This window comes from Tatumella terrea (assembly GCF_039523755.1).
GTDB lineage: Bacteria > Pseudomonadota > Gammaproteobacteria > Enterobacterales > Enterobacteriaceae > Tatumella > Tatumella terrea.
This window is the reverse complement of sequence record NZ_BAAAFX010000013.1, coordinates 272,312-296,726: the sequence shown is the minus strand read 5'-3', so window position 1 is coordinate 296,726 and position 24,415 is coordinate 272,312. Positions and strand designations below refer to the sequence as shown.

The 24,415-nt window shown below is 53.9% G+C and carries 20 protein-coding genes and 4 tRNA genes; 10 read left to right on the top strand and 14 right to left on the bottom strand.

Annotation, left to right across the window (positions count from 1 at the left end; translation table 11 throughout):
- Positions 1–534: 534 nt before the first annotated feature.
- The 4 genes from ABD035_RS09480 to syd form a co-directional block, all read right to left on the bottom strand.
- A complete protein-coding gene (locus ABD035_RS09480) occupies positions 535–981 on the bottom strand; it encodes a flavodoxin (RefSeq protein WP_343869637.1) in 447 nt (148 codons plus the stop codon).
- Positions 981–1,757 carry a tRNA pseudouridine(65) synthase TruC gene (gene truC, locus ABD035_RS09475; RefSeq protein ID WP_212714408.1) on the bottom strand — a complete coding sequence of 259 codons (777 nt, stop codon included), beginning with the start codon at positions 1,755–1,757 and terminating at the stop codon, positions 981–983. Before truC ends, ABD035_RS09480 begins: the two co-directional genes overlap by 1 nt.
- Positions 1,757–2,086 carry a YqcC family protein gene (locus tag ABD035_RS09470; protein WP_343869634.1) on the bottom strand — a complete coding sequence of 110 codons (330 nt, stop codon included), beginning with the start codon at positions 2,084–2,086 and terminating at the stop codon, positions 1,757–1,759. The genes truC and ABD035_RS09470 overlap by 1 nt, the downstream gene beginning before the upstream one ends.
- A 582-nt stretch (positions 2,087–2,668) precedes the next feature.
- Entirely contained in the window at positions 2,669–3,220 is a 552-nt protein-coding gene (gene syd, locus ABD035_RS09465; RefSeq protein ID WP_343869631.1) for a SecY-interacting protein, read from the bottom strand.
- 62 nt (positions 3,221–3,282) lie between these two features.
- On the opposite strand from syd, the gene queF reads away from it, so the two are divergent.
- The 3 genes from queF (at position 3,283) to xni (ending at position 6,532) form a co-directional block, all read left to right on the top strand.
- On the top strand, positions 3,283–4,128 hold the full coding sequence (queF, locus tag ABD035_RS09460; protein ID WP_212714411.1) for an NADPH-dependent 7-cyano-7-deazaguanine reductase QueF: 846 nt from the start codon (positions 3,283–3,285) through the stop codon (positions 4,126–4,128).
- Positions 4,129–4,315: 187 nt separating this feature from the next.
- Entirely contained in the window at positions 4,316–5,680 is a 1,365-nt protein-coding gene (gene ppnN, locus ABD035_RS09455) for a nucleotide 5'-monophosphate nucleosidase PpnN (protein ID WP_212714412.1), read from the top strand.
- A gap of 84 nt (positions 5,681–5,764) precedes the next feature.
- Positions 5,765–6,532: a flap endonuclease Xni gene (gene xni / locus ABD035_RS09450; RefSeq protein ID WP_343869627.1), complete on the top strand. Its 768-nt coding sequence runs from the start codon at positions 5,765–5,767 to the stop codon at positions 6,530–6,532.
- A gap of 6 nt (positions 6,533–6,538) precedes the next feature.
- Here the strand turns inward: xni and rlmM are convergent, their stop codons facing one another.
- From rlmM to ABD035_RS09430, 4 genes are all read right to left on the bottom strand, one after another.
- A complete protein-coding gene (gene rlmM / locus ABD035_RS09445; protein ID WP_343869625.1) occupies positions 6,539–7,642 on the bottom strand; it encodes a 23S rRNA (cytidine(2498)-2'-O)-methyltransferase RlmM in 1,104 nt (367 codons plus the stop codon).
- Entirely contained in the window at positions 7,635–8,030 is a 396-nt protein-coding gene (locus tag ABD035_RS09440) for a DUF423 domain-containing protein (RefSeq protein WP_212714415.1), read from the bottom strand. The genes rlmM and ABD035_RS09440 overlap by 8 nt, the downstream gene beginning before the upstream one ends.
- A 41-nt stretch (positions 8,031–8,071) precedes the next feature.
- On the bottom strand, positions 8,072–8,986 hold the full coding sequence (locus tag ABD035_RS09435) for a transcriptional regulator GcvA (protein WP_025902635.1): 915 nt from the start codon (positions 8,984–8,986) through the stop codon (positions 8,072–8,074).
- Between the two features lie 577 nt (positions 8,987–9,563).
- The gene (locus ABD035_RS09430) at positions 9,564–9,791 is read right to left on the bottom strand and encodes a YgdI/YgdR family lipoprotein (protein ID WP_212714417.1); all 228 of its coding nucleotides are present in this window, start codon (positions 9,789–9,791) and stop codon (positions 9,564–9,566) included.
- Positions 9,792–9,998: 207 nt separating this feature from the next.
- Here ABD035_RS09430 and csdA point away from each other — a divergent pair, with 207 nt between their 5' ends.
- Positions 9,999–11,201 (top strand): cysteine desulfurase CsdA, encoded by a 1,203-nt coding sequence (csdA, locus tag ABD035_RS09425; protein WP_343869622.1) that lies wholly within the window; start codon positions 9,999–10,001, stop codon positions 11,199–11,201.
- 4 nt (positions 11,202–11,205) lie between these two features.
- Complete coding sequence (gene csdE, locus ABD035_RS09420) at positions 11,206–11,646, top strand: cysteine desulfurase sulfur acceptor subunit CsdE (RefSeq protein WP_343869620.1); 441 nt, start codon at positions 11,206–11,208, stop codon at positions 11,644–11,646.
- A gap of 11 nt (positions 11,647–11,657) precedes the next feature.
- Here the strand turns inward: csdE and tcdA are convergent, their stop codons facing one another.
- Complete coding sequence (tcdA, locus tag ABD035_RS09415) at positions 11,658–12,473, bottom strand: tRNA cyclic N6-threonylcarbamoyladenosine(37) synthase TcdA (protein ID WP_212714420.1); 816 nt, start codon at positions 12,471–12,473, stop codon at positions 11,658–11,660.
- 77 nt (positions 12,474–12,550) lie between these two features.
- The gene (gene mltA / locus ABD035_RS09410) at positions 12,551–13,651 is read right to left on the bottom strand and encodes a murein transglycosylase A (protein WP_212714421.1); all 1,101 of its coding nucleotides are present in this window, start codon (positions 13,649–13,651) and stop codon (positions 12,551–12,553) included.
- A gap of 199 nt (positions 13,652–13,850) precedes the next feature.
- On the opposite strand from mltA, the gene ABD035_RS09405 reads away from it, so the two are divergent.
- The 4 genes from ABD035_RS09405 (at position 13,851) to ABD035_RS09390 (ending at position 14,265) form a co-directional block, all read left to right on the top strand.
- Positions 13,851–13,927 (top strand) — tRNA-Met (locus ABD035_RS09405).
- Positions 13,928–13,968: 41 nt separating this feature from the next.
- A tRNA-Met gene (locus tag ABD035_RS09400) sits at positions 13,969–14,045 on the top strand.
- Between the two features lie 34 nt (positions 14,046–14,079).
- Positions 14,080–14,156 (top strand) — tRNA-Met (locus ABD035_RS09395).
- Between the two features lie 32 nt (positions 14,157–14,188).
- Positions 14,189–14,265, top strand: a tRNA-Met gene (locus tag ABD035_RS09390).
- 93 nt (positions 14,266–14,358) lie between these two features.
- Here ABD035_RS09390 and argS read toward each other — a convergent pair.
- Entirely contained in the window at positions 14,359–16,107 is a 1,749-nt protein-coding gene (argS, locus tag ABD035_RS09385) for an arginine--tRNA ligase (RefSeq protein WP_343869617.1), read from the bottom strand.
- 77 nt (positions 16,108–16,184) lie between these two features.
- A complete protein-coding gene (gene argR / locus ABD035_RS09380) occupies positions 16,185–16,655 on the bottom strand; it encodes a transcriptional regulator ArgR (RefSeq protein ID WP_212714427.1) in 471 nt (156 codons plus the stop codon).
- A gap of 948 nt (positions 16,656–17,603) precedes the next feature.
- Between argR and argA the strand changes: the two genes are divergently transcribed.
- On the top strand, positions 17,604–18,932 hold the full coding sequence (argA, locus tag ABD035_RS09375) for an amino-acid N-acetyltransferase (RefSeq protein WP_343869615.1): 1,329 nt from the start codon (positions 17,604–17,606) through the stop codon (positions 18,930–18,932).
- 50 nt (positions 18,933–18,982) lie between these two features.
- On the opposite strand, the gene recD is transcribed toward argA, so the two are convergent.
- Positions 18,983–20,845 carry an exodeoxyribonuclease V subunit alpha gene (gene recD / locus ABD035_RS09370; protein ID WP_343869613.1) on the bottom strand — a complete coding sequence of 621 codons (1,863 nt, stop codon included), beginning with the start codon at positions 20,843–20,845 and terminating at the stop codon, positions 18,983–18,985.
- Positions 20,838–24,395, bottom strand: a complete 3,558-nt coding sequence (gene recB, locus ABD035_RS09365) for an exodeoxyribonuclease V subunit beta (RefSeq protein WP_343869611.1) — start codon at positions 24,393–24,395, stop codon at positions 20,838–20,840. The genes recD and recB overlap by 8 nt, the downstream gene beginning before the upstream one ends.
- Positions 24,396–24,415 lie beyond the last annotated feature (20 nt).

The window sequence follows — 24,415 nt, the reverse complement described above, 5'->3', positions numbered from 1 at the left end:
AGTCGCAGAACGGGGTAAGCAAGCGGAGGGGTGAAACGACCCACCGGAGGAAGTCGCAGAACAACGTAACAAAGCGAAGTCGCATAATGGGGTAAGCAAGAAGGGTAATAAAACGACCCATCGGAGGAAGTCGCAGAACAAAGTGGCAAAGCGAAATGGCAAAACGGGGTAAGCAAGCGGAGTGATAAAACGACCCACCGGAGGAAGTCGCAGAACAATGTGGCAAAGCGAAGTGACAGAACGGGGTAAACAAGAAGGGTAATAAAACGACCCATCGGAGGAAGTCGCAGAACAATGTGGCAAAGCGAAATGGCAGAACGGGGTAAGCAAGCGGAGGGGTAAAACGACCCACCGGAGGAAGTCGCAGAACAATGTGGCAAAGCGAAATGGCAGAACGGGGTAAGCAAGCGGAGGGGTGAAACGCCCCAACAGATGAAGAAGCCAAAGGGGCGACAGTAAAAAGACCCGCCCGCCCGCCGGAGAGCGCAAAAAGCGGCGGGCAGGAAAGATGCATCTGCCCACGGTTTCTGCGGATTACAACAAGGTTATCCAGTGTTCAATCCACGGTAAGGCAACCTCTTCGGGCACCGGTGATTCCTGTGCATCGACCCACAGAACCTCACCGATACGCTGTGCCTGATGCTCCTGCAACAGCTGATCGAAAGCCTGACCGGCTCCGCAATATTCCTGATAACTGCTATCCCCCAGAGCAATCAGCCCGTAACGTACCGTCGGCTGGTAACCACACTGATCTTTCATGGCGGTATAAAGCCCTGCGATGGTGTCCGGAAAGTCGCCCTGCCCGGTCGTGGAGGTAATAATTAACCGGATCTGCAGACTCTCATCCAGCCACTGACTTAACACCGGTTCATCATACAGGCGGACCTGGTGTCCGGCGGCTTCCAGCATTGGCTGCGCTTCTTCGGCAATAAGCTGCGAATTGCCATACACGGTACCGATAAAAATTCCGATACTGGCCATTACTTCTCCTCCGTCTCTGACGGTTCAATAAACGGGATGGTCCGGGGTAAATCCGGTAACAGATCCTGCCAGCCGAAATGGTCAAAGGCCGTTTGCCAGACCGTATCGAGGCCGGCCTGCAGATATAGCGACTCCCCGGTCACCGGATGCGTCAGCATAAGCCGGGATGCATGTAACATCAGTCGGTGACATCCGAAATGTCCGGCGGCCCCGCGATTCTGACGTAAATCCCCGTGATTAGTATCACCGATGATCGGATGCCGGAGGTGCGACATATGGCGACGCAACTGGTGCTTACGACCGGTTTGCGGAGTGAGTTCCATCAGAGTGTAACGGCAGGTGGAATAACGCCCTATCGGCACCGGCATTTCAACCTGAGCCAGCGGCTGATAGCGGGTCAGTGCCGACTGAGGCGCGGCAGGCGCGGCGGAATGTTTATCGGCAATCTTATCCCGCTCTTCCATTAACGGATAATCCAGCTCGCCCGCCTCTGTCAGCCAGCCACGCACGACGGCATGATACGTTTTTTCCAGCTGATGCTGTTCGAACTGCTGTGATAACAGCCGGGCAACCTCAGACGATAAGGCGAAGATCAACACGCCGGACGTCGGGCGGTCCAGACGATGGACGGTAAAGACATGCTGGCCTATCTGGTCACGCAGTGTCTGCATCACGAAGGTCGTTTCATGCCGATCCAGCCAGCTCCGGTGAACCAGCATACCCGCGGGTTTGTTGACCACCACCAGCCAGCGATCCTGATAAATAATTTCAAGCATTAAGGCGTTTCTTGTTCAAAGAGACCATCAAGTTGCCTTAAGGTCAGTAACAATACCGGACGTACGCTGTGCTGCGGCTCCAGCGCCATTTCAAAATACGGGGCGATCGCCAGTTTTTCAGGTAACCCGGCCCCGGCATCGATGATGGCCGTCATCCGGGGAATAAAAATCCACTGCAGCCATTCCAGCGGATGCAGAGTGTCCAGGCTGAAAGGCTGGGAGCTTTGCAGCGCGCTCTCTGCCGGTGCCGTTTCCTGCCATAGCTGATGGTCCCGTAAGATCTGTTCAAGTTGCGACAGTCGCTGCAGGACGATATGTTGCTCAGCCACCGGTGTTCTCCTTTTCCTGATAAAAACCGCGCCAGCATACCATTACACGGAGGAAAAGTGATGAGCATAAAAAAGGGAGTACTGTAAAAATACAGTACTCCCAGTCTGTTCGCAGCAATCCAGCTACAATCGTGCTCCCTGCTTTCATTGGGCTTGATCAGTATCAGCCGGGTCATCCTGACCGGACTTTCTGGCCCGATGCGCCACTGTCTATCCCCGACAGCAACTTCCCTCCCGGGGAGGGGGTTAGCTCAGGCAGAGCAGGTTACTTCTTTCCTGAAACAACCTTACGGCATCTGACATCCATAACAGATACCACCTTCCCTGGGCTGTTTTCATCCTGAAAACCAGTCACCTCCACGGCGTCCTGCCAGTGGGTGCCATTCTGTCAGAGTTGCCATTTTTCGCAACGGGATTTTTACTGTAAAAATCCTAATTAGCTTTATAATTCAATGGCTTTTACAGTAACCCCCTGAAATAGGAAGGCTTTATACAATGAGGAATTCCCGGGTAAAAAACACTCTTTATTGATCTGAATCAAGTTACTTACCGCCTTCTGTTCACAAACTGCGGGATTTCAGACTATTTCGTCACGATCCCGTCAGATTCGGTAAGAAAATCAGCCAGTGAAGGGGCCAGAATTTCACGCTTTTTGGTGCCGAGTGATTCCAGGATAACTTCACCGCTCAGGTTACAGACCGAGATAATTTCGGTGTCGTGATCGGTCGCGGCAATAAACAGGGTCGGGGTCTGTTTCAGTCGTCGTTTCATCACCAGGTGTCCGATTAAATTCTCCTGCACCCGGCTGAAATCTTCCTCATTCCAGACCTGCAGCAAGGTCATCTGACGTCCCTGCCAGACGGCTTGCATATCCGCCGCAAACTGCGCGGTATACCAGGCGACTACGGCGGGCTGAATCACAATATCCAGCGCACGTTCTACCGCTTCCAGCGTTGCGGGCAAAGTAAACGGCCGGGGTTGCCAGTAGATCCCCCGCTCATCGCCAGACTCAATACACGGAGAATCGATACCCGCGAGTGCTTCACTCCACGGAAAATGACCGGTTTGCTGCTGCCATTTCTCACAATAGCGGCGGGTAAAGGCGTGTAAAGCATCTAAGGTTTGCTGCATCATTCATTTTCTCACTTCTGATCGGGTACACTGAGCACAACGTTTACTTTATCCGTGGTACTTTCATGACTCATTATGACCAACATCAGGCCCTGGAAGGTCTGACCCTGGGAAAAAAAACTTCCTACACCGAACATTATGCCCCGGAGTTATTACAACCGGTTCCGCGCAGCCTGAACCGTGACGGTCTGGGGTTGCAGGAAGATAACCTGCCCTTTCATGGCGAGGATCTCTGGACATTGTACGAACTCTCCTGGCTGAATGAGCAGGGAGTTCCGCGCGTGGCTATCGGTTATGTGGCGCTCTGTGCCACCAGCCGGAATCTGATTGAATCGAAGAGTTTTAAACTCTATCTGAATAGTTTCAATCAGACAAAATTTGCGGATACTGAAGCCGTCAGAGCCACTCTCGAAAAAGATCTCACTGCCTGTGCCGGGGGTAAAGTCACGGTAACCCTCTCAAGCCTGAGTGAGGCTGAAGGACAACCGGTCGGTCATTTCGCCGGAGAGTGCATCGACGACCTGCCGGTTACCGTCGATAATTACAGTTTTGATAACAGTCTGCTGAAAGGCGCCACGGTGCCTGAGATCGTCGAAGAGACGCTGGTCAGCCACCTGCTGAAATCCAACTGCCTGATCACCCAACAGCCTGACTGGGGCTCGGTCATGATCCGCTATCGCGGCCCGCAGATCGATCGTGAAGCGCTGTTACGCTACCTGCTCTCTTTCCGCCAGCATAATGAATTCCACGAACAGTGTGTTGAGCGCATTTTCAATGATCTGCAGCAGTTTTGCCAGCCGGAGCACCTGACGGTGTATGCCCGCTACACGCGCAGAGGTGGCCTGGACATCAACCCGTGGCGCAGTAACGTTGAGTTTGATGCCCCGATCGCGCGACTGGCCCGCCAGTAAATTCCGCTATTCCCCGCAATCATCACAAGGAATAAGCACTTATCACTTGTGAAAATCCGCGAGCCAGCGATACTCTGAAATACCGGCCAGTGAAACCACAGGGCCGGACAGGGAGCCGGCGTCACGGTCAATGATTTTACAGCCGCTGTGTGATGCAGCAGTTCCCCGCGGGGAGTAAGGAGTTCTCTTGATTACACATATCAGCCCCCTTGGGGCGATGGATCTGCTTTCACAACTGGAAGTAGATATGCTGAAAAGAACCGCCAGCAGTGACCTGTATCAGTTATTCCGCAACTGCTCGCTGGCGGTGCTTAATTCCGGCAGCCAGACAGATAACAGTCAGCAACTGCTATCGCGCTTTACCGACTTTGATATCAATGTATTGCGTCGCGAACGCGGCGTAAAACTGGAGCTGATTAACCCGCCGGAAAATGCCTTTGTCGATGGTCAGATTATCCGTTCGCTGCAGGCAAACTTATTCGCCGTGCTACGGGATATCCTGTTTGTGACCGGTCAGCTGAACCATTCGGCGCGTTTTCGCGAACCGAACCCGAAAGATTCGGCCTACATCACCAATATGGTGTTTTCTATTTTGCGTAATGCCCGTGCTCTGCATGTGGGGGAGTTACCGAATACCGTGGTCTGCTGGGGGGGACATTCAGTGAACCCGGTGGAATATCAGTATTGCCGGGATGTCGGCACGCAATTAGGTCTGCGTGAACTGAATATCTGCACCGGCTGTGGCCCGGGGGTGATGGAAGCGCCGATGAAAGGTGCAGCCGTCGGCCATGCACAGCAGCGTTACCATGAAGGACGTTTTATCGGCCTGACCGAACCGTCCATCATTGCGGCTGAGCCACCGAACCCGCTGGTGAATGAGCTGATTATCATGCCGGATATCGAAAAACGTCTGGAGGCCTTCGTACGCATCGCGCACGGCATTATTATCTTCCCGGGCGGCGTCGGGACGGCCGAAGAGTTACTCTATCTGCTGGGTATTATGATGCATCCGCACAATCACCAGCAGGTGCTGCCGCTGATCCTCACCGGGCCGAAAGAGAGTGCAGACTATTTCCGTGTGCTGGATGATTTTATCGTCAATACGCTGGGTGAGGCGGCCACCCGCCATTACCGGATTATTATCGATGATGCCCCGGCGGTCGCAAAAGCCATGAAACAGGCCATGCCGGCCGTGAAGGAGTATCGCCGTCAGACCGGCGATGCCTACAGTTTTAACTGGTCACTGCGCATCGAACCGGAACTGCAACTGCCGTTCCAGCCGACCCATGCCAATATGTCCGCCCTTAACCTCAACCAGGATCAGCCGAAAGATAAACTGGCCGCAGATTTGCGCCGGATGTTCTCGGGGATCGTGGCAGGAAATGTGAAAGAGATCGGCATCCGCGAAATACGAGCCCACGGACCGTTTAAAATTCACGGCGATGCCGATATCATGCACCGCATGGATGAAATGTTGCAGGGCTTCATCGCGCAGCACCGGATGAAACTGCCGGGCAGTGCGTATGTCCCTTGCTACGAAATCATCAGATAATCTCTCTGCTTGCCGGCCACCCGCCGGTAAGCAGCTTCTGTTTTTACTTTACGCTGTGTTCCGCGTTGATATTCTCCGGCCCTTATGACTTTTCATTTACTGATCATCGATGCACTGAACCTTATTCGCCGAATCCATGCGGTTCAGGGCAGTCAGTGTCTTACCGGCACCCGTGCCGCCCTGCGCCAGCTACTGCAACACAGTCAGCCGACCCATGTGGTCGGTGTGTTCGATAATCCTCATCAGCGTGAAGGCTGGCGACACCGGATACTGAGCGATTATAAAGCCGGCCGCACGGAGATGCCGGAAGAGTTACGTCTGCTGATGCCCGCCCTGCATCAGGTGTTTGCTGACTGCGGTATTCGCTGCTGGCATGCCACAGACGATGAGGCCGATGACCTGGCCGCCACCCTGGCCTGCAAGATGGCGCAGGCCGGCCAGCAGACCACTATTGTGTCGACGGACAAAGGTTACTGCCAGTTGCTGGCCCCCGACATTCGCTTACGTGACTACTTTCAGAAACGCTGGCTGGATGTCCCTTTTATCCGCCAGCAATACGGTGTGTCACCCGGACAACTGCCGGATTACTGGGGGCTGTGCGGTATCGCCGGCAGTAAAATTCCGGGAGTGGCGGGGATAGGACCAAAGAGTGCGGCAGAACTTATCCACCGGTTTGGTAATCTGGAGAGGCTTTTTGAGCAACTGGATCAGGTGGAAGAAAAGTGGCGTAAGAAATTGCAGGGGTCGCAGGAAATCGCGCTGATCTCCAGACAGGTTGCCCGACTGGCAACCGATCTGGAGTTACAGGGAAACCTGAGGAGCCTGCGCTATCTGCCTGCCTCAGGTCACTGACAACCTTTACTCGCGTTCGTCACGACGGCCGGGTGTGGCACCCCAGATACGACGCACGTGGACGGTGATCTCTTCGCGATCATGATAGAGATGACGCGCCCGGATCTGTGCATTGATCCCGCCGGCCTGCAGAGATTCGGCGATCATTTGCAGGTTCTGAGTGACCTCTTCATAACGCTTTTTCATCGGCAGTTTCAGGTTAAAAATCGCTTCCCGGCACCAGCCATTGATCAGCCATTCGGTCATCAGAGCCGCGACCCTGACCGGTTTTTCGACCATATCACAGACCAGCCAGGTCACATTCGTTTTTGGCGGGCGGAATTTAAAACCATCTTCGCGACAATGGATCACCTGCCCGGTGTCCATCAGTGAAGGGGCCATCGGTCCGTTATCGACCGCATATACCATCATGCTGCGTTGCACCAGCTGGTAAGTCCAGCCGCCCGGGCAGGCTCCCAGATCCACCGCATACATCCCGCTGCCCAGCCGCTCGTCCCACTCATCTGCCGGCACAAAAACATGGAAAGCTTCTTCCAGTTTTAAGGTGGAACGGCTCGGGGCATCGGACGGGAACTTCAGCCGTGGGATCCCCATAAACAACGGAGAGTTGTTTTCCGGATAAGAGTAACCGACATAACAGGTCCCGGAGGCAATGAAGAAAACATGCACGACCGGACGCTTCGCCGATTCATAATTCAGCAGAATGCCGTTCTGACGTAATGCAGCCCGTAGCGGCACCGTAAACTTACGGCAGAATTTAAGCAGTTCTTTGGCTTCGTTGGTATCCGGTACTTCAACGCGCAGTTCACCGCCCTTCTCCACGGCACCGGTCAGCATGCCACACACCGGCGTGATACGATCGTCCGGCGGTAAATCCCGTAATAATTCACCGACCACAATCATCTGCCGGGCAAAGATCAGGGACGCAAACGGGATCTGACGGATCAGTTTGTCAGCATCTTCATACTGGTAACATTCGAAAATCACGTAGCCGGAATGATCTTTCACCCGCGCAAAACCAAACACTTCCAGTGCCGTGGCACGGGCAGTGATTTCTGCCGCACATTCTTTTTCAAACCCGGAACGACAATAGAGTAAAACTTTATTCATGGCTGCCTGCCTTTCGTTTCAGACGCAGAGCGCCAATCAACATCAATAACCATCCGGCCAGGAAGCAAAGGCCTCCCACCGGCGTCACAAAAACTAAAAACATCAGATGGGACAGTGCCAGGCAGTAGAGACTGCCACTGAATAACACTGTGCCCAATGCAAGGAGTGCGGCACTCCAGTAAAACCAGATATTCGCCCTGCGCAGCATTGCAGATGCCAGACCGAGGATCGCCAGCGTATGATACGCCTGATATTCAAGACCGGTATGGATCCACGCCATCTCATTACTGCCCAGCGTTTTACTTAATACATGGGCGCCGAAAGCGCCGAAAGCCACCAGTAAAAAACCACTGATGGCGGCAAAAATAAACATCGTGCGGCTGGACATGTCCTGTTCCTCATCGAGCCCGTTGGCTGTGTCCTGTTTTGCTAATCATAGCGAAAACGAAACTTTTCCTGTTCACTGGCGGCACGCGCCAGGATCCACTGCCGGAAAGCCGCTATTTTACCCAGATCTGCCTGGCTGTCATGACAAACCAGATAAAAAGCGTTCTGACTGGCTAAAACATCATTAAACGGGCATACCAGACGGCCACTTTCCAGCTCGCTCTGCACCATAACATTATTCGCCAGTGCAATCCCCTGCCCGTGAATAGCGGCCTGTAACACCATAGCGGTATGGCTGAAAATGGGCCCCTGCTGAACATTCACATGGTTCAGCCCCAGTTGCCGCGTATAGCTCTGCCAGTCGCGGCGCGATGCGTCATGCAACAAGGTGAAATGGGCCAGGTCTGCCGGACTCTTCAGCGAAAACTCACCGGTCAGTAAGGCCGGAGAACAAACGGGCAGTAAGTACTCCGCATACAGTTTTTCCACCCGCAGTCCCGGCCAGTTCCCCCGGCCATAGAAGATAGCCACGTCCACATCATCAGACAGTTTATCCTCTTCACGGTCGACGGCCTGGATACGGACATCGATGCCCGGACAGTCCTGGTTAAAACTGGACAACCGGGGGACCAGCCACTGGATCGCAAAGCTGGGTAACAGACTGACCGTCAGCGCACCTTTCGCACTTCGGGCCTGCAGTTTACGGGTGGCATCGTTCAGTGCGGAAAATATCTCTTTAATATCAAGCGAATAGCTTTGGCCTTCTTCGGTCAGTAACAGAGAGCGGTTACGGCGACGGAACAGTTTCAGGCCGAGAAAGTCTTCCAGCGATTTAATCTGGTGGCTGACGGCGGCCTGGGTAACAAACAGCTCTTCGGCCGCACGGGTAAAACTCAGGTGCCGCGCGGCAGCATCGAAGACTTTGAGAGCATTGAGAGGTGGCAGTCGTTTTGACATAACAATATTCAGATTCAGGGCCAATGGGATGCAGGAGCCGGAATGCACTCAGACATTAGTTTTTTTTATCCGAAGCATTATAAATTGTCCCTTGAGGAACCTCCAGCAAATACCTATAGTTCACGCACTTCCTGAGCCGGAACGAAAAGTTTCCTGAACCAGTCATATCAGGGCCTTTTGGCTTTAGGTGGTGATGTTGTGTTTGCATTTGGTCTGTTTTTCAGACCTGATTTATTTCCTGTGATATACCCTGTCTGTCCATAGTTTATATTTTTACAGCACCGCTTAATGCGGTGTTTTTTTTTGTCTTTCATATTCAGTTCCGGCGATGATGCCTTATCCCCCCTTCAAAACCCCGCAAGCCGCAATAACTCACCTTATGCGAAAAGCGAAACGTTTGCGCAGATATTTGCATAGATTCAGATTATGCATAAACCTGACAGAGGAACGACATAATTAATCATTTCAGTAAAAAACTGGCCGGGCGACAGGAAGGGATTCTCTGCAAAAAACGGCGGGGAAAACGGAGGAAAAGATAAAGCAGCCGCCACCGGCGACTGCAATCAATACGATAGGCTTACTGACCGAGCTGAGTCATTTCTTTGACGTCAGAACGGTTGATCTGCTGCTTGATACCACTGCTGTCTTTATAGACGATCATACCTGTGTCATCATCAACGCCAGGCTTACCTTGTGCTACGATGGTACGGCCATCATTGGTATGCATGACATAATTAGACGAACAACCAGCCAGGGTAAAGACGAGCGCGGATACTGCGAATACTGCTGCGAGTTGCTTTTTCATTTATTATCTCCTTACAGATAAGAATACCTTAAACTGTCAGCGATTCTGCCTTTATGCAGTCCATGTTTTAGTCCGTAACCACGGATAACTAACATTAAGCTATAAATATGCTTACAGCCTGCTAATAAAGCATATGACAATTTTGTCACTTTACCAGCAGAGGCTGTTTTTTCAGTCTTATCTTAAATTTACCTGTAAGAGTACGCTATGAATGGTTTTGATGCCGTCGCTTTCCGCCGGCAGTTTCCTGCGCTCACTGAGGATAATATTTATCTGGACAGTGCTGCCACCGCCCTGAAGCCTCAGGTGATGATTGATGCCAGCTCAGAATGTTATCGCGCCGCGGGAACGGTGCACCGCAGCCAGCACTCGCAGGCGCGAAAACTGACAGCCGCCTATGAACATACCCGCCAGCAGGTCGCGGAATTGCTCAATGCGCAGAGCGCAGCACAGATAGTCTGGACCCGGGGGACCACCGAATCCATCAATCTGGTCGCGCATAGCTGGCTGTCACATCAGTTGCAGGCCGGTGACGAAATCCTGGTCTGTGAGATGGAGCATCACGCGAACCTGATCCCCTGGCTGATGATTGCAGCAGAAAAAGGTGCCCGTGTGGTGAAGTGGCCGGTGACCGCGGAAGGACTGCCACGCAATGACCTGCTGCCGTCACTGCTGAGCGGAAAAACCCGCCTGCTGGCGGTCACTCAGATGTCGAACGTCACCGGGGCGTTGCCGGTATTGTCCGAAATTATTGCCACGGCGCATGCCGCCGGAGTGAAAGTACTGGTCGACGGTGCCCAGGGGATCGTTCATCAGCCTGCCGATGTCACCGCCCTTCAGGCTGACTTTTATGCCTTTTCCGGCCATAAACTCTACGGCCCGACCGGTGTCGGGGTACTCTATGCCAGTGCCGAATGTCTGGCTGAAATGAAACCGTGGATCGGCGGGGGGAAAATGGTCGATCAGGTCAGTTTCGACGGGTTCACGGCCATGGCGCCGCCCCACGGGCTGGAGGCCGGTACCCCGAATATTGCCGGCGTTTGTGCCTTTGGCGCGACTCTGGACTTTTTATCCACCGTCGATCACCGCGCCGCGGCCCGGTGGAGCGAAGCGCTGGCCACTGACGCAGAACAGCAACTGGCACAGTTACCCGGTTTTCGCAGTTTCCGGCAGCATAATGCGCCGCTGTTAGCCTTCAGTTTCGACGGTATCCACCCGTCCGATATGGTGACCCTGCTGGCTGAACAAAAAATAGCGATACGTGCAGGACAACATTGTGCCCAGCCGCTGATGAAAGCGCTGGCTATTCAGGGCTGTCTGCGCGCATCATTTGCCCCTTATAATAATCGACTGGATGTTGACGCTTTTGTCCGGGCAGTCCGGATGGCCCATGATCTGTTAAGTGAGTAATGTTATGACGTCTTTAATCGCCCCCCATCCGTTTGGTCACGACATCACCGCGACCGGCTTAACGGAGCAGTTCGGCCAGTTCCGCCACTGGGAGGAACGTTACCGCCAGTTAATCCTGCTAAGCCGGAAGTTACCGCCGCTGCCGGAGGCACTGAAAACCCCGGAGAATGAAATCAGCGGATGCGAAAACCGTGTCTGGCTGGGAAGCCAGCGTCTGGACGATGGCAGTTTCCATTTTTACGGTGACAGTGAGGGACGCATCGTGAAAGGACTGCTGGCTGTGATGCTGACGGTCTGTGAAGGTAAGACAGCCAGCGAATTAGAAGAATTCGATCCGCTGGCCATTTTTGAACAACTGGGGTTAAAAGAGCAACTCAGTGCCAGCCGCAGCAGTGGCCTGGAAGCACTGGCTGCAGCCATTCAGCGTATTGCCCGCAGCGCCTGAACCGCAGAGCCTCAGGTGGCGTCGGCCGCCTGACGTACTTTCCTGGCGATAAACTTTTTCAGCGCATGAGATACGGCGATAAATCCAAAACTGGCCGTCACCATCGTTGCCGCCCCGAATCCTGCGGCACAATCCATGCGTTTCGGGCCTTCAGCCGTACTGCGCGAAGCACAGACCGTGCCGTCCGGTTGCGGATAGACCAGCGCTTCGGTGGAGAAGACGCAGTCGATGCCCAGTTTGCCTTTACTGTTTTTAACGATCGCGAAATCGGATTTCAGTCGTTCACGCAGTTTTGCCGCCAGTGGATCCTGTATCGTTTTCGCCAGATCCGTCACCGCAATCTGTGTCGGATCGATTTGCCCGCCCGCCCCGCCGGTGGTGATCAACGGGATCTTGTGACGGCGGCAATAAGCCAGCAAGGCTGCTTTCGGTCTGACACTGTCGATGGCATCAATCACGTAATCGAACCGGTGGTCCAGCAGAGCAGCCACATTCTCCGGCGTGACGAAATCATCAATACAGACCACCTCACATTCCGGGTTAATCTGCCGCAGGCGTTCAGCCATCACTTCGGTTTTCGCCTGCCCTACGTTTCCGCGAAGCGCATGGATCTGCCGGTTAGTATTGGTGATGCAGACATCATCCATATCAATTAACGTGATATGCCCGATGCCGGTTCTGGCCAGTGCTTCTGCAGCCCAGGAGCCAACGCCGCCGATGCCCACTACACAAAAGCGCGCATCTGCAAACCAGTGCAAAGCCTGCTGACCATATAAACGGCCTGTCCCGCCAAAACGCTGGCGCCAGGTATCAGTCACTTCCGGCATAGATCCTCTTTCTTTACATTATTCTTTATTACCGCCGGCGGAAGAGTGGCAGGGTTTGCCCCCCTTCCGCCGGACGCTCAACGGGTCAGTAATCCCGTCCCCGGTGCAGATTTTAACACCCAGACGCGTCCGTAGTGATTATAAAAACCGGCCAGATGAGCCGCTTCAGGACCAATTCCCTGATAAATATCGAAATGCTGGCCTTTAATCGCCCCGCCGACATCCAGAGCGACCATCAGCCGCATCTGGTAAGTGCCGTTAAATTTGCCTTTTTCATTCAGTTGCGGCACTTCGGCCAGCAATACGGTGCCGGGCGGGATCAGCGAACGGTCGGCAGCAACGGAGGCTTTAGCCACCAGCGGTACCGCACTGGCTCCCCGCACCGGGGTGTAGGACTCCGGACGGAAGAAGACAAAGGAAGGATTCGTTTCCAGCAAAGCACGGACATCGGCATAAGAGTGGTTCTGAGCCCACTCGCGGATGGCCTGCATTGACATGTCTTCCCGCTTGACTTCCCCGCGATCGATAAGCTCTTTACCGATGCTGTGATACGCCCAGCCGTTCTTGCCACCGTAGCCAAAGAAGGTCAGCGGACGACCATCGCCGTAGTCCACATAACCGCTGCCCTGAACATCCATCATAAAGTTATCAATTAATGAATTACTCCAGGCAATCACATACCGGGAATTCAGTGCACCGTTGTAGATTTCGGCACGGCTCGGCAATTTATAACCGCGACGGCGCGGCGGCATACGATAGATAGGATACTGAAACTCTCCCTGACGGGTATAGCGGGCCTGGATCACCGGGGTATAGTAGCCGGTAAACTGAACGTTACCATAATCATCGGTCCCCTCCATTTGCCAGGCATCGAGACCGAACTGACGCAAGTCGCGGGTATTGCCCCCGGCGACCAGCCAGCTTTCTATAGAGTTATAGGTACTGCTGTTACGACTGAAGAGTGCGCCGGAGGCCCCCTGGATCTGCCGGACCTGTTCGGCAAAGTCACGTGCGTTTACCGGACTGCCTTTGGCATTCGGCTGGTTAACCAACGCAAAGGGTTGTTCCAGTTTTCCGTCTTTATATTGCTGACCGCGATCGGTAGGTCGGGAAGAACATCCGGCCAGTAACGCCAGAAATGCCCCGGTCAGTGCAAGCTTTGCCCATTTTCCTTTCATTACGCTGCCTTCGCTGAATTATCTGAAGCGAAGATAGCAGAGGCCGGGTGATAATTAAATCTTCCGCAGAATCAGCATCGGGGATTTACATAAAAAAAGAAAACTGCCGTAAAATTCAGCAGATGACGGTTTTTTTTACGTTTTTTATCATAAATGGGTTGCATCGAAGGCTATGGGGAGTATAGTGCGCATCCACGGACGCGGGGTGGAGCAGCCTGGTAGCTCGTCGGGCTCATAACCCGAAGGTCGTCGGTTCAAATCCGGCCCCCGCAACCAATTCACATAATGTAGTGGCAGTAAGCAAGTAGTAGCGCGGACGCGGGGTGGAGCAGCCTGGTAGCTCGTCGGGCTCATAACCCGAAGGTCGTCGGTTCAAATCCGGCCCCCGCAACCAATACAATGTGAAGCAGTAACAGTAGTAGTACGGACGCGGGGTGGAGCAGCCTGGTAGCTCGTCGGGCTCATAACCCGAAGGTCGTCGGTTCAAATCCGGCCCCCGCAACCAATACTATGAAGCAGTACAGGTAACAGCACGGACGCGGGGTGGAGCAGCCTGGTAGCTCGTCGGGCTCATAACCCGAAGGTCGTCGGTTCAAATCCGGCCCCCGCAACCAACCGAAGAAAACTTATCAAATTACTTTTGATAAGTTTTTTTTTGCGCTGAATTCAGCGACCTCCCCGGCCCCGGCTGTCGTATTCCTGCCGCCTTACATTCTTTCCGGTACGCGGATCCCCAGCGTCTCCAGCCCTGTTGATAAGACCCTTCCTGTCAGAGCACAAAGGGCCAGACGGCTCTGACGCCGGGATCGCTCCTGATGTGTCAGTACCGGTGACGAGGCATAGAACCCTGAGAACATCGAGGCGAGTTCAAACAGGTAATGACACATAATATTCGGCATCCCCTCTTTTGCGACGGCCAGCAAGGTTTCTTCGAATTGCAGTAATTTTACGGCCAGTGCCCGCTCAGTCTCTGTGGAAAAACTGAGTGTTCCGCTGAAGGTCTGTGGCAACGGCCCCTCAGTTGCCGTCGCTTTACGCAGCAGTGAGGTAATACGGGCACAGGCATACTGAATATAAGGGGCCGTGTTTCCTTCAAAGCTGAGCATCGTATCCCAGTCGAACACATAATCGGTGGTGCGGTTTTTGGATAAATCGGCATATTTTACGGCGCCGATACCTATCATTTCCGCCAGCGTCTCCAGTTCACCGGCAGCAAGCTGCGGAGACTTTTCACTGACCAGCTTATGTGCCCTGGTGACGGCTTCTTCCAGCAGTTCTGCCAGCCTGATCGTGCCCCCTTCCCTGGTCTTAAACGGTTTGCCGGTTTTATCCAGCATCATACCGAATTTATGATGTTCCAGAGTGACCTGCTCAGGGACATACCCGGCACGGCGGACGATCTCCCAGGCCATCATCAGGTGCTGATGCTGGCGCGCATCAATATAATAAAGAATACGATCTGCGTGCAGCTGCTGATAGCGATACTTCGCACAGGCAATATCCGTGGTGGTATAAAGATATCCGCCATCCTGTTTACGGACGATCACCCCCATCGGATCCCCCTGCTTATTGCGGTAGTTATCCAGATAAACGATCGCTGTTTCACCGTCCATCGTGGCAATCCCCCGCGCCAGAAGATCATCGACGATTTCCGGCAGCATCTCATTATAAAAACTTTCCCCCCGGATATCGTCTTTGCTGAGTGACACGCCGAGCCGGTCGTAGTTTTGCTGGTTTTGGGTCATCGAAATATCTACCAGCTTACGCCACATTTCACGGCACCAGGCATCCCCCTGTTGCAGCTTCACCACATAGGCACGGGCCTTCCGGGCAAACCCGGGATCGTCGTCATAACGTTTTTTAGCCGCGCGATAAAAACCTTCAAGATCAGAGAGGGAGATATCTCCCTGATTTTCTGCGATTTCCAGGCAGGCTATCAGCATACCAAACTGTGTCCCCCAGTCACCGATATGGTTAACCCGGGTCACCCGGTGCCCCAGAAACTCCAGGGTCCGCACACTGGCATCACCAATAATTGTTGAGCGCAGATGACCGACGTGCATCTCTTTTGCCACATTCGGCGAGGAATAATCGACCACAATATGCTGCACGTTCTGACGGGCTACCCCCAGCCTTTCATCGTTCGCGGCCTGTCCGGTAAGATCAATAATCCATTCATCACGCAGAAACAGATTAATAAAGCCTGGCGCGACCGCTTCTGCACGGGCAAGCATCGTCCGGGAGTGGCTATTTTTCATCAGAGCATCGGCGACCCGTGCCGCCAGCACCAGCGGATTTTCACCGCAGAGTTTTCCGAGAGCCATCATACTGTCGACCTGGTAATCGCCAAATTCAGGACGGACGGCAGGTCGAACCGTAACAGGTTTATCCGTAATGAGTTGAATATCCGTTAACGCTTCCTGAACCTGCTGAGCCAGTAGTTTTTTTATATCCATAATTTTTCTTTAACCCGTGAGATCATTAACAACCTTTATTCTCCACGGAATAAAGCCTCCTTTTATTTATTCATTGATTAACCATCAGAATGAAGGATACTTATGACCGACTGTTGAAGCTGATGAGAATTAACCCCCATGACCGGAACGATAAAAATCGTATCATCACCCGCTACAGTGCCTAATATTCCCTCTGATTTTCCGCAGGAATCGAGCAGGCGGGCAATTAAGGGAGCCGCACCGGGAACCGTGTGGGTAACCACCATCCAGTCATTGGTTTCAATACTCAGTACTGAACTTTTCAGGGTGGTTTTCGCCGTCGGCACTCCCCGTTCCGCCGGCAGACAATAGACCATTTCCATTTTGGCATTGCGGGTGCGTACCGCGCCATAACTGGTCAGCATGCGAGAGACTTTAGACTGATTGATATGCCTGAACCCGTTGCGGGTTAGATAGTCAACAAACTCAGCCTGAGAGCCAAAACGTTCTTCTCTTAATAATTGCTGAAAGACTTTATCGAGATCCAAATGTTTAATCTTCTTAATCATATCAGTCATGAGTTTTTCCCGGTGCGTATAAAATACAAGACGTATATTTATAGTCGTTACAGAAATACCATTTCCGAATAAATTTATCCCGGCATATATTCACAAAATAATTATTTATTGACCTTAATCATGCCTTTTATTCCATAATAAAAAACGAACAGATAAGAGGTCATAAAGGCTTTTTTCGCTGATATTTCATTCCTGATAGTCGCTAATCATCCTGCGTTATTAATATTAAGGTAAATAGTCAATTAATATTCAGTGTTCTGAATTCCGAAGACCACAACTTATGCGGCCACCGGCCGAGCCACAGAAAATATCAGCGCTGGCCGAAAGGACATACAAGGATCTCAGCCCCTGATTTATTGAATCCCCGGGATCAGCGTCTCCGGTAAAACATACGTTATTCTGTACCCCGTGGTCAGGACCGTCACCGGCAGAGTCATGATGCCGGTGAACAGGTTAGCCTGTGTCACTGATTCCATGAATACCCGGCAGAATAACCAGACAGCGGACACTTAAGTGAGCAGGGAAGTAAAAGACAGATCTCCCGCAGGATAAAATCACCGCATAACTCCCCTGTCGCGTGACAGTGCAATAAAGTTAGTGGTTAGTGGGCAGTGGGCAGTAAGAAGTAAGAAGTAAGAAGTAAGAAGTAAGAAGTAAGAAGTAAGAAGTAAGAAGTCAGCAGTCAGCAGTCAGCAGTCAGCAGTCAGGACTTAATGATCACCAGCCACTGTGCAAAAATCACTCAAAAATCACTTAATATCCGAAAACTTTTAATCCTTCTCCCCGCCCCTTAGAAAATTAACTGACTGATAGTATTAGCTATCTGCCTGTCAAACCCCGCGACCAACGCAGCTTCCGCTTAAACACAATACTTGCATTAAGGGCTATAAAGGAATAAAAATACACAAAAAACGAATAATCATTCACCCGGAGATCGCCGTGAAGGAACGTAGTACCGAATTAGTTCAGGGGTTTCGCCATACCGTCCCCTATATTAATGCCCATCGCGGCAAAACGTTTGTCATCATGCTCGGCGGCGAAGCCATCGAGCACACCAACTTCTCCGGGATTGTCAACGATATCGGTCTGCTGCATAGCCTGGGCATCCGTCTGGTACTGGTCTACGGGGCACGGCCTCAGATAGATGCCAATCTTGCCGATCATCAGCTGACGCCGAACTATCACAAATTTACCCGTGTGACAGATGCCGCCTCGCTTGAGCTGGTAAAACAGGCGGCCGGTCGTCTGCAACTGGATATCACGGCTCGTCTGTCGATGAGCCTGAACAATACCCCTTTGCAGGGCGCGCATATTAATGTGGTGAGCGGCAATTTTATTATCGCGCAACCTCTGGGTGTGGATGATGGCGTGGATTACTGCCATTCAGGCCGTATCCGCCGCATCGACCATGCCGCTATCCACCGTCAGCTGGACAGCGGCGCTATCGTGTTACTGGGGCCGGTCGCGGTGTCAGTCACCGGTGAAAGTTTTAACCTTACTTCAGAAGAGATTGCGACTCAGGTCGCCATTAAACTGAAAGCTGAAAAGATGATTGGCTTCTGTTCCGAGCAGGGCGTCAGTGATGATGACGGTAATATTATTTCGGAAATGTTCCCCGACCAGGCTCAGCAACGTATCGACAGCTTTGAGCAACAGGGGAATTATCTGTCGGGAACCGTACGCTTCCTGCGGGGAGCCGTGCAGGCTTGCCGTAGCGGGGTTCCCCGCAGTCACCTGATCAGCTATCTGGAAGATGGCACCCTGTTACAGGAGCTTTTTTCGCGCGACGGAATCGGAACGCAGGTGGTGATGGAATCGGCCGAAAAAATCCGTAAAGCGACCATCGATGATATCGGGGGGATCCTTGAACTGATCAGCCCGCTTGAGGAACAGGGGATCCTGGTGCGTCGTTCCCGTGAACAGCTGGAAATGGAAATCAATAAATTCACCGTCGTGGTACGGGATAATCTGACCATTGCCTGTGCTGCCCTCTACCCCTTTCCTGAAGAACAGATCGGGGAAATGGCCTGTGTGGCGGTGCACCCGGAATACCGCAGTTCTTCACGCGGCGAGTTACTGTTACAGCATATCTGTCATCAGGCCAGCGCGATGGGCCTGACTAAAATATTCGTCCTGACTACCCGCAGTATCCACTGGTTCCAGGAACGGGGATTTGTGCCGGTCGATATCGAATCTCTGCCTGAAACCAAAAAGAAAATGTACAACTACCAGCGCCGTTCCAAAGTCCTGATGCTGAGCCTGGACTGATCCTGCCACGGCATCTTCCCTGCCGGGAGGATGCCGTCCTCTTTTTGCCGTCAGTCAGCCCGCGGCGGTTCATTCACCAGCTGGTCACTTAATCCGCTTCGTCTGCGGGTACGTGACTGTATCGCCCGCGTAAATACGGCTTCATCACTGTAAATGGTCAGTTGCGTCCGCGCCCGGGTAATGGCGGTGTACACCAGTTCCCGGCTCAGGACCGGGCTGTACCGGGCCGGCAGCACCAGAGCCGTATGATCAAACTCCGAGCCTTGCGATTTGTGAACCGTCATTGCCCAGGCCGTATCATGCGGCGGTAAACGACTGGGGTGAACCGCTTTTACACTGCCATCCGGCAGCAGGAAGTGCGCTTTCAGCTGTTGCGTTTCATCGAACATAATGATGCCAATATCACCGTTAAACAGCCCCAGAGCATTGTCATTACGGGTGATCATCACCGGACGTCCGGCATAAAGATTACCGCTTCCGGCCGCCGGCGGTAGCCGCTGCTGTTGCCTCAGGCGCTGTTCAATGCGCTGATTCAGACCGCTGACGCCAAACGGACCTTCGCGTAACGCGCAGAGCAACTGATAGCGGCTGAAGGTAAGTAACACTTCTGCCGGGGAGGCATGGTTATTCACCTTTTCTATCATTCCGGCATAGCCCAGGCTGATATCATTCAGCATCGACTGCCATTGCTCCGCAGAATCCAGCGGGCATAACCGGATATCCCGGAAATCCTGGCCCCGGACAGCCGCCAGCCGCGACAGATCGCCCTGATTAACGGCTGCAGCCAGTTGCCCGATCCCTGAACCGGACGAAAACCGGTAACTCTGTTGTAACAGACACAGGCTGTCACGCACCGCGGGAGCCTGAGCGGCTTCTGTACCGGCAATATCCGCGCCGGTCAGCACCCCCAGCTCTGCCGCACGGGCCGGGCTATAGCCGAATTCCGCGCTACGGCAAAGATCACCGAGTACAGCACCGGCCTCAACGGAAGCCAGCTGATCACGGTCGCCCAGAAAAATGACTCTGGCCGCAGGCGGCAGCGCACTGATCAGCGAGGCCATCATCGAAAGATCCACCATCGAGGCTTCATCCACCACCAGCACATCCAGATGCAGCGGGTTACCGGCATGATAGCGCAGGCGCCGGGTGGCCGGTTGTGCCCCCAGCAGCCGGTGCAGGGTGGTTGCCTCCTGCGGAAAACGGGCTTTCAGCGCATCGCTGACCGGCAGCGCCTGTAATGCGTTCCCCAGCGATTCGGTCAGTCTGGCCGCGGCTTTCCCGGTCGGTGCCGCCATGCGGATGCGTAAACGGCCAGGCTCCAGGGTGAGCAAGGCGGCCAGCAGTCGGGCAACCGTCGTCGTCTTACCGGTTCCCGGACCGCCGGAGATCACGGAATACTGACGTGTCAGTGCGACAGCCGCCGCCACCTTCTGCCAGTTATTGCCCTCCTCCCCGAACAAGCCGTCCAGTACCTGGCGGATCTGCCCGGGATCCGCCGGCGCAGTCGTCAACCCGTCAGAAAAAAAGCGGGCGACCTGCTTTTCGTAGAGCCACATCCGGTGCAGGTAGAGCTTACGGTGAGCCAGCACCAGCGGTGTGGATTGTGAGCCATCACTTACCGCATCCCAGCCCTCCAGCACTGTCAGCCAGTCATCCTCATTCTCCGGGGCGGCGGCGGCCTGCCAGAGAGCTTCAGCCAGCGCCAGTTGTCGTCCGGCAAACAGAGAGGCCGGCGAAAGCAGCGATAACGGCAAACAGACATGCCCTTCTCCGGTGCCGGCACTCAGGCAGGCCGCCGCCAGACGGCGGGCGGGTGATCCGCCCCCCTCAGTCAACGCAGCGAACCGCAAATCCAGAGGCCGGAACATCTGTTGTTCCTGCGCCTGCTTCAGCAATGAGTCAAATTCAGACATCGGTATCCTCCGGCCCGGCAAACAGCGCATCCAGCTGATCAATAAAGTCTTCCTCCGGGCGGGTGAAAAACACCCCATTTTCCGGCTGTTCACCACCCATTCCACGCAGAAAGAGATAAAACACGCCCCCGAAGTGCTGGCGATAGTCATAATCCGCTATCCGGTGCCGAAGATAACGATGCAGCGCCAGTGAATAGAGCTGATATTGCATATCGTACCGGTGGTCGATCATCGCCTGTGCCATCGCCTGCGGGGTATAGGCAGAACTGTCGGCACCCAGCCAGTTAGACTTATAATCCAGCAGATAATATTTACCCTGCCAGCGAAACACCAGATCGATAAAGCCTTTCAGCATGCCTTTCACCTGCTGAAAATCGACGGCCCCCGCCTGCTGTGAAAGCGGATCATAACGACGCATCAGCGCATCCAGCCGTTCAGGACGCAACAATGTTTTAATAGGAAGATAGAATTCCATTTCCACCAGCAGATCTTTTGGCTGCAGACAGGAAAGCGACAATTTATCCTCCGCTAACGGGGTCTGCAGCAGGGTATCCAGCCATTGCTGCAGCACCGGTACCCAATGTGGCGGATAGCCGTGGGCAGCGACCTGCTCGCTCAGCCACTCGCCGGGGACGGGCTGCGTAAAATCCAGTTGTTCAAACAGGCTATGCAGGAAGGTTCCGGGCCCGGCACCACGCGGAAAATGATGCGCGGTCAGCTGCTGTTCATCGTCGTCCTGCTGCTCTCCGGCGGCATCAATATCAAAGCCGGGCATAATATCCAGTAACCGGGTACCGTGATGATGTTGCAGACCGGAGTAACTGGTCACACGCCAGGCATCGTTCAGTGAACGGCTCAGACGCCGGCTGGTCAGTTGCGGTTCGGCCTCCGGGTGGTCTGTAAACGCGGGGATCTCTTCCGGATAGGGTTCGCTCACCACCATCTGTTCATTCGCCAGCGCAGCCAGCCGTTCACGCAGACCATCCGCACTGAGCGCCTGCCCCTTTTGAATCAGGTATCCGATGGCACTGTGGTGCAGATCGGTCTCCCCCTGCTGTTTACGGTTACCGCGGAACAACGGGGCGATGCCGAGACTGCAATGCCATACAGAACGGGTGACCGCCACGTACAGCAGACGCAAATCTTCTGCCAGCCGCTCCTGCTCCGCCAGTTCGAGACTTGCCTCCTCTTTTTCCAGGTCAAGCACCGCCTGGTAATTCTGCCGGTCATGGTAGAGCGCAGAGGCGGCAGGCCGGTAAGCGGCAATAAACGGCAGCCAGACCAGCGGATATTCCAGCCCTTTGGATTTATGGATAGTCACAATCTGCACCAGGTGCCGATCGCTCTCCAGACGCAGTTGCTGATTGCTGCCGTTAATATCGGGACGCAGGATCTGCCGTGACAGGTAGCGCACCAGCGCATGCGGGCTGTCGAGCTGAACCGCGGCTTCCTGTAACAGTTCCCCGAGGTGCATGATATCGGTCAGCCTGCGTTCACCGCCGTCACTGGCCAGCAGGTTTTCCGGTAACTGCTGCTGTATCATCAGATGGCGTAACATCGGCAGAATGCCCGATTTCCGCCAGAGTTGCTGCCAGCCGGCAAAGCGGTCTGTCATCAGGTCCCACTGACGGCTGTCCTGACTGATTTCCTCAATCTGTACCGCACTCAGCCCCATCAGGGAGGTGGCCAGCGCGGTGCGCAGGGTTCGTTCCTGTTCAGGGGCCAGTATCGCCTGCAGCAGCCATAATAACTCACGGGCTTCCGCCGTCTGATAAACGCTGTCGCGCCCCGACAGGTAGACGGAATTGATGCCTTTGTTCTGTAAGGCCTTGCGCATCAGGGAGGCTTCCTGACGACTGCGCACCAGCACGGTAATATCCGCCGCACTGACCGGTATTTTTTGCTGCGCAGCATCAATAAAGCAGGCCCGTCCCTGCTGACCGGCAATCAGCCAGCGTGCGATGTCCGCCGCTGCCAGTTGTGCCATAAAATGCTGGTACTCACTAACTCCCATCGCATCGGTGGGCGGCAGCCAGAATCGCATGGCCGGCTGGCACTCCCCGTCATAATGCAGGCGCAGCGGATTATTTTTACCGGCCGCCGCCACCGGTAAAAACGGAATATCTTTAAAAACAAAGGGGTTATCGCTCTGAGAGAATAACCGGTTCACACTGCTCACCATACCGGGAGAGGAGCGCCAGTTAGTCCCCAGCGTGTAGTGAGCACTGACTTTTTTCCTTGCCGAAATATAGGTAAAAATGTCTGCACCACGAAACGCGTAAATCGCCTGTTTCGGATCGCCAATCAGTAGCATCGCATTTTCCGGCTGTCCGCCATAGATCGCCTGGAAAATCCGGTACTGGAGCGGGTCCGTGTCCTGGAATTCGTCGATCATCGCGACCGGGTATCGCTGACGGACAGACTCTGCCAGGCTGGCCCCGGCGGCCTGGCCCAGGGCGTGGTCAAAACGGCTCAGTAAGTCATCAAAACTGAGTAATGCCTGCTGGCGTTTCTGCTGATAAACGGACTGGCGGATTTCACGCAGCGCATGCCCCACCAGGCAATCATATAAGGTGACTTTTTTCTGCAGAAAACGTTCTGCCTGAGTGAACAGCGGGTGTTCCGGCACCGCCCCTTTTTTCGTTTTTTCTGCCAGTACCGACTGCTGAAAGCGTTCCAGTTCCTTCGGGACCAGATAATCACAGGTCTCTTCTGCGGCCCAGGCCGTCAGCTTTTCTATCCACGAAGGTAAGTGTTTACTACTGTAACTGCGCTTATCGACACCGGAATCCTGGATCAACGGCAGCAGATCTGCCGCCGCCTCGCCCCAGGCCTGCTTAATGGCCTGAATACGGGCAATATTCCTGCGGTGCCGTTCGGTCAGGCTTTCATTGTCTGACGGTGCCGGAGAGATGACCGGCATTTCTCCCTGCAGCCAGGGTTGCAGGGACGCCAGCAGATGCTCCGGACCGGTAAAGGTTTTCAGGACCTCACGGGCCACCTCTTCTTCCAGCGGGTAACAATAACGACGCCAGAAATCGGCGGCAGCCTGACTGAGCAGTTGCTGTTCGTTTTCCACCAGCTGTTGTTCAAACAACATACCGGACTCAAACGCGTTCATATTCAGCATCCGCTGACAAAAGCCATGAATGGTAAAGACGGAGGAGGCATCCATCTGACGTTCTGCCGCCAGCAGCAGCTCCGTTGCCGCAGTGATATCCTCTATCTGCTCAATCAGTGGCCGCCACTGTGCCGACACCTGTTGCGGATCATCGGCATAGCGCAGACAGGCAATACGCAGTTCATGGATGTTGTGACGAATACGCCCGCGTAATTCGGCGGTTGCGGCCTCGGTAAAGGTCACCACCAGGATCTCTTCGACGCTTAAGGGCCGGTGAAATGCTTTCTCTCTGCCCAGCCCGAGTAACAGGCGCAGGTAGAGGATACCGATGGTAAATGTTTTACCGGTGCCCGCAGAGGCCTCTATCAGCCTCTCTCCCTGTAATGGCAGAATTAACGGGTCCAGCGCTTCAGCCTGCTGAGAATTCATGGGTGTCTACTCGTTAGTCA

Coding starts and splice junctions, on each gene's coding strand:
- queF (WP_212714411.1), top strand. CDS start 3,283: ATGACTCATTATGACCAACATCAGGCCCTGGAAGGTCTGACCCTGGGA.
- argR (WP_212714427.1), bottom strand. CDS start 16,655: ATGATTAAGAAGATTAAACATTTGGATCTCGATAAAGTCTTTCAGCAA.
- rlmM (WP_343869625.1), bottom strand. CDS start 7,642: ATGAATAAAGTTTTACTCTATTGTCGTTCCGGGTTTGAAAAAGAATGT.
- truC (WP_212714408.1), bottom strand. CDS start 1,757: ATGCTTGAAATTATTTATCAGGATCGCTGGCTGGTGGTGGTCAACAAA.
- ABD035_RS09435 (WP_025902635.1), bottom strand. CDS start 8,986: ATGTCAAAACGACTGCCACCTCTCAATGCTCTCAAAGTCTTCGATGCT.
- xni (WP_343869627.1), top strand. CDS start 5,765: ATGACTTTTCATTTACTGATCATCGATGCACTGAACCTTATTCGCCGA.
- csdE (WP_343869620.1), top strand. CDS start 11,206: ATGACGTCTTTAATCGCCCCCCATCCGTTTGGTCACGACATCACCGCG.
- mltA (WP_212714421.1), bottom strand. CDS start 13,651: ATGAAAGGAAAATGGGCAAAGCTTGCACTGACCGGGGCATTTCTGGCG.
- ABD035_RS09430 (WP_212714417.1), bottom strand. CDS start 9,791: ATGAAAAAGCAACTCGCAGCAGTATTCGCAGTATCCGCGCTCGTCTTT.
- syd (WP_343869631.1), bottom strand. CDS start 3,220: ATGATGCAGCAAACCTTAGATGCTTTACACGCCTTTACCCGCCGCTAT.
- argS (WP_343869617.1), bottom strand. CDS start 16,107: ATGGATATAAAAAAACTACTGGCTCAGCAGGTTCAGGAAGCGTTAACG.
- ABD035_RS09440 (WP_212714415.1), bottom strand. CDS start 8,030: ATGTCCAGCCGCACGATGTTTATTTTTGCCGCCATCAGTGGTTTTTTA.
- tcdA (WP_212714420.1), bottom strand. CDS start 12,473: ATGCCGGAAGTGACTGATACCTGGCGCCAGCGTTTTGGCGGGACAGGC.
- ABD035_RS09480 (WP_343869637.1), bottom strand. CDS start 981: ATGGCCAGTATCGGAATTTTTATCGGTACCGTGTATGGCAATTCGCAG.
- recB (WP_343869611.1), bottom strand. CDS start 24,395: ATGAATTCTCAGCAGGCTGAAGCGCTGGACCCGTTAATTCTGCCATTA.
- csdA (WP_343869622.1), top strand. CDS start 9,999: ATGAATGGTTTTGATGCCGTCGCTTTCCGCCGGCAGTTTCCTGCGCTC.
- recD (WP_343869613.1), bottom strand. CDS start 20,845: ATGTCTGAATTTGACTCATTGCTGAAGCAGGCGCAGGAACAACAGATG.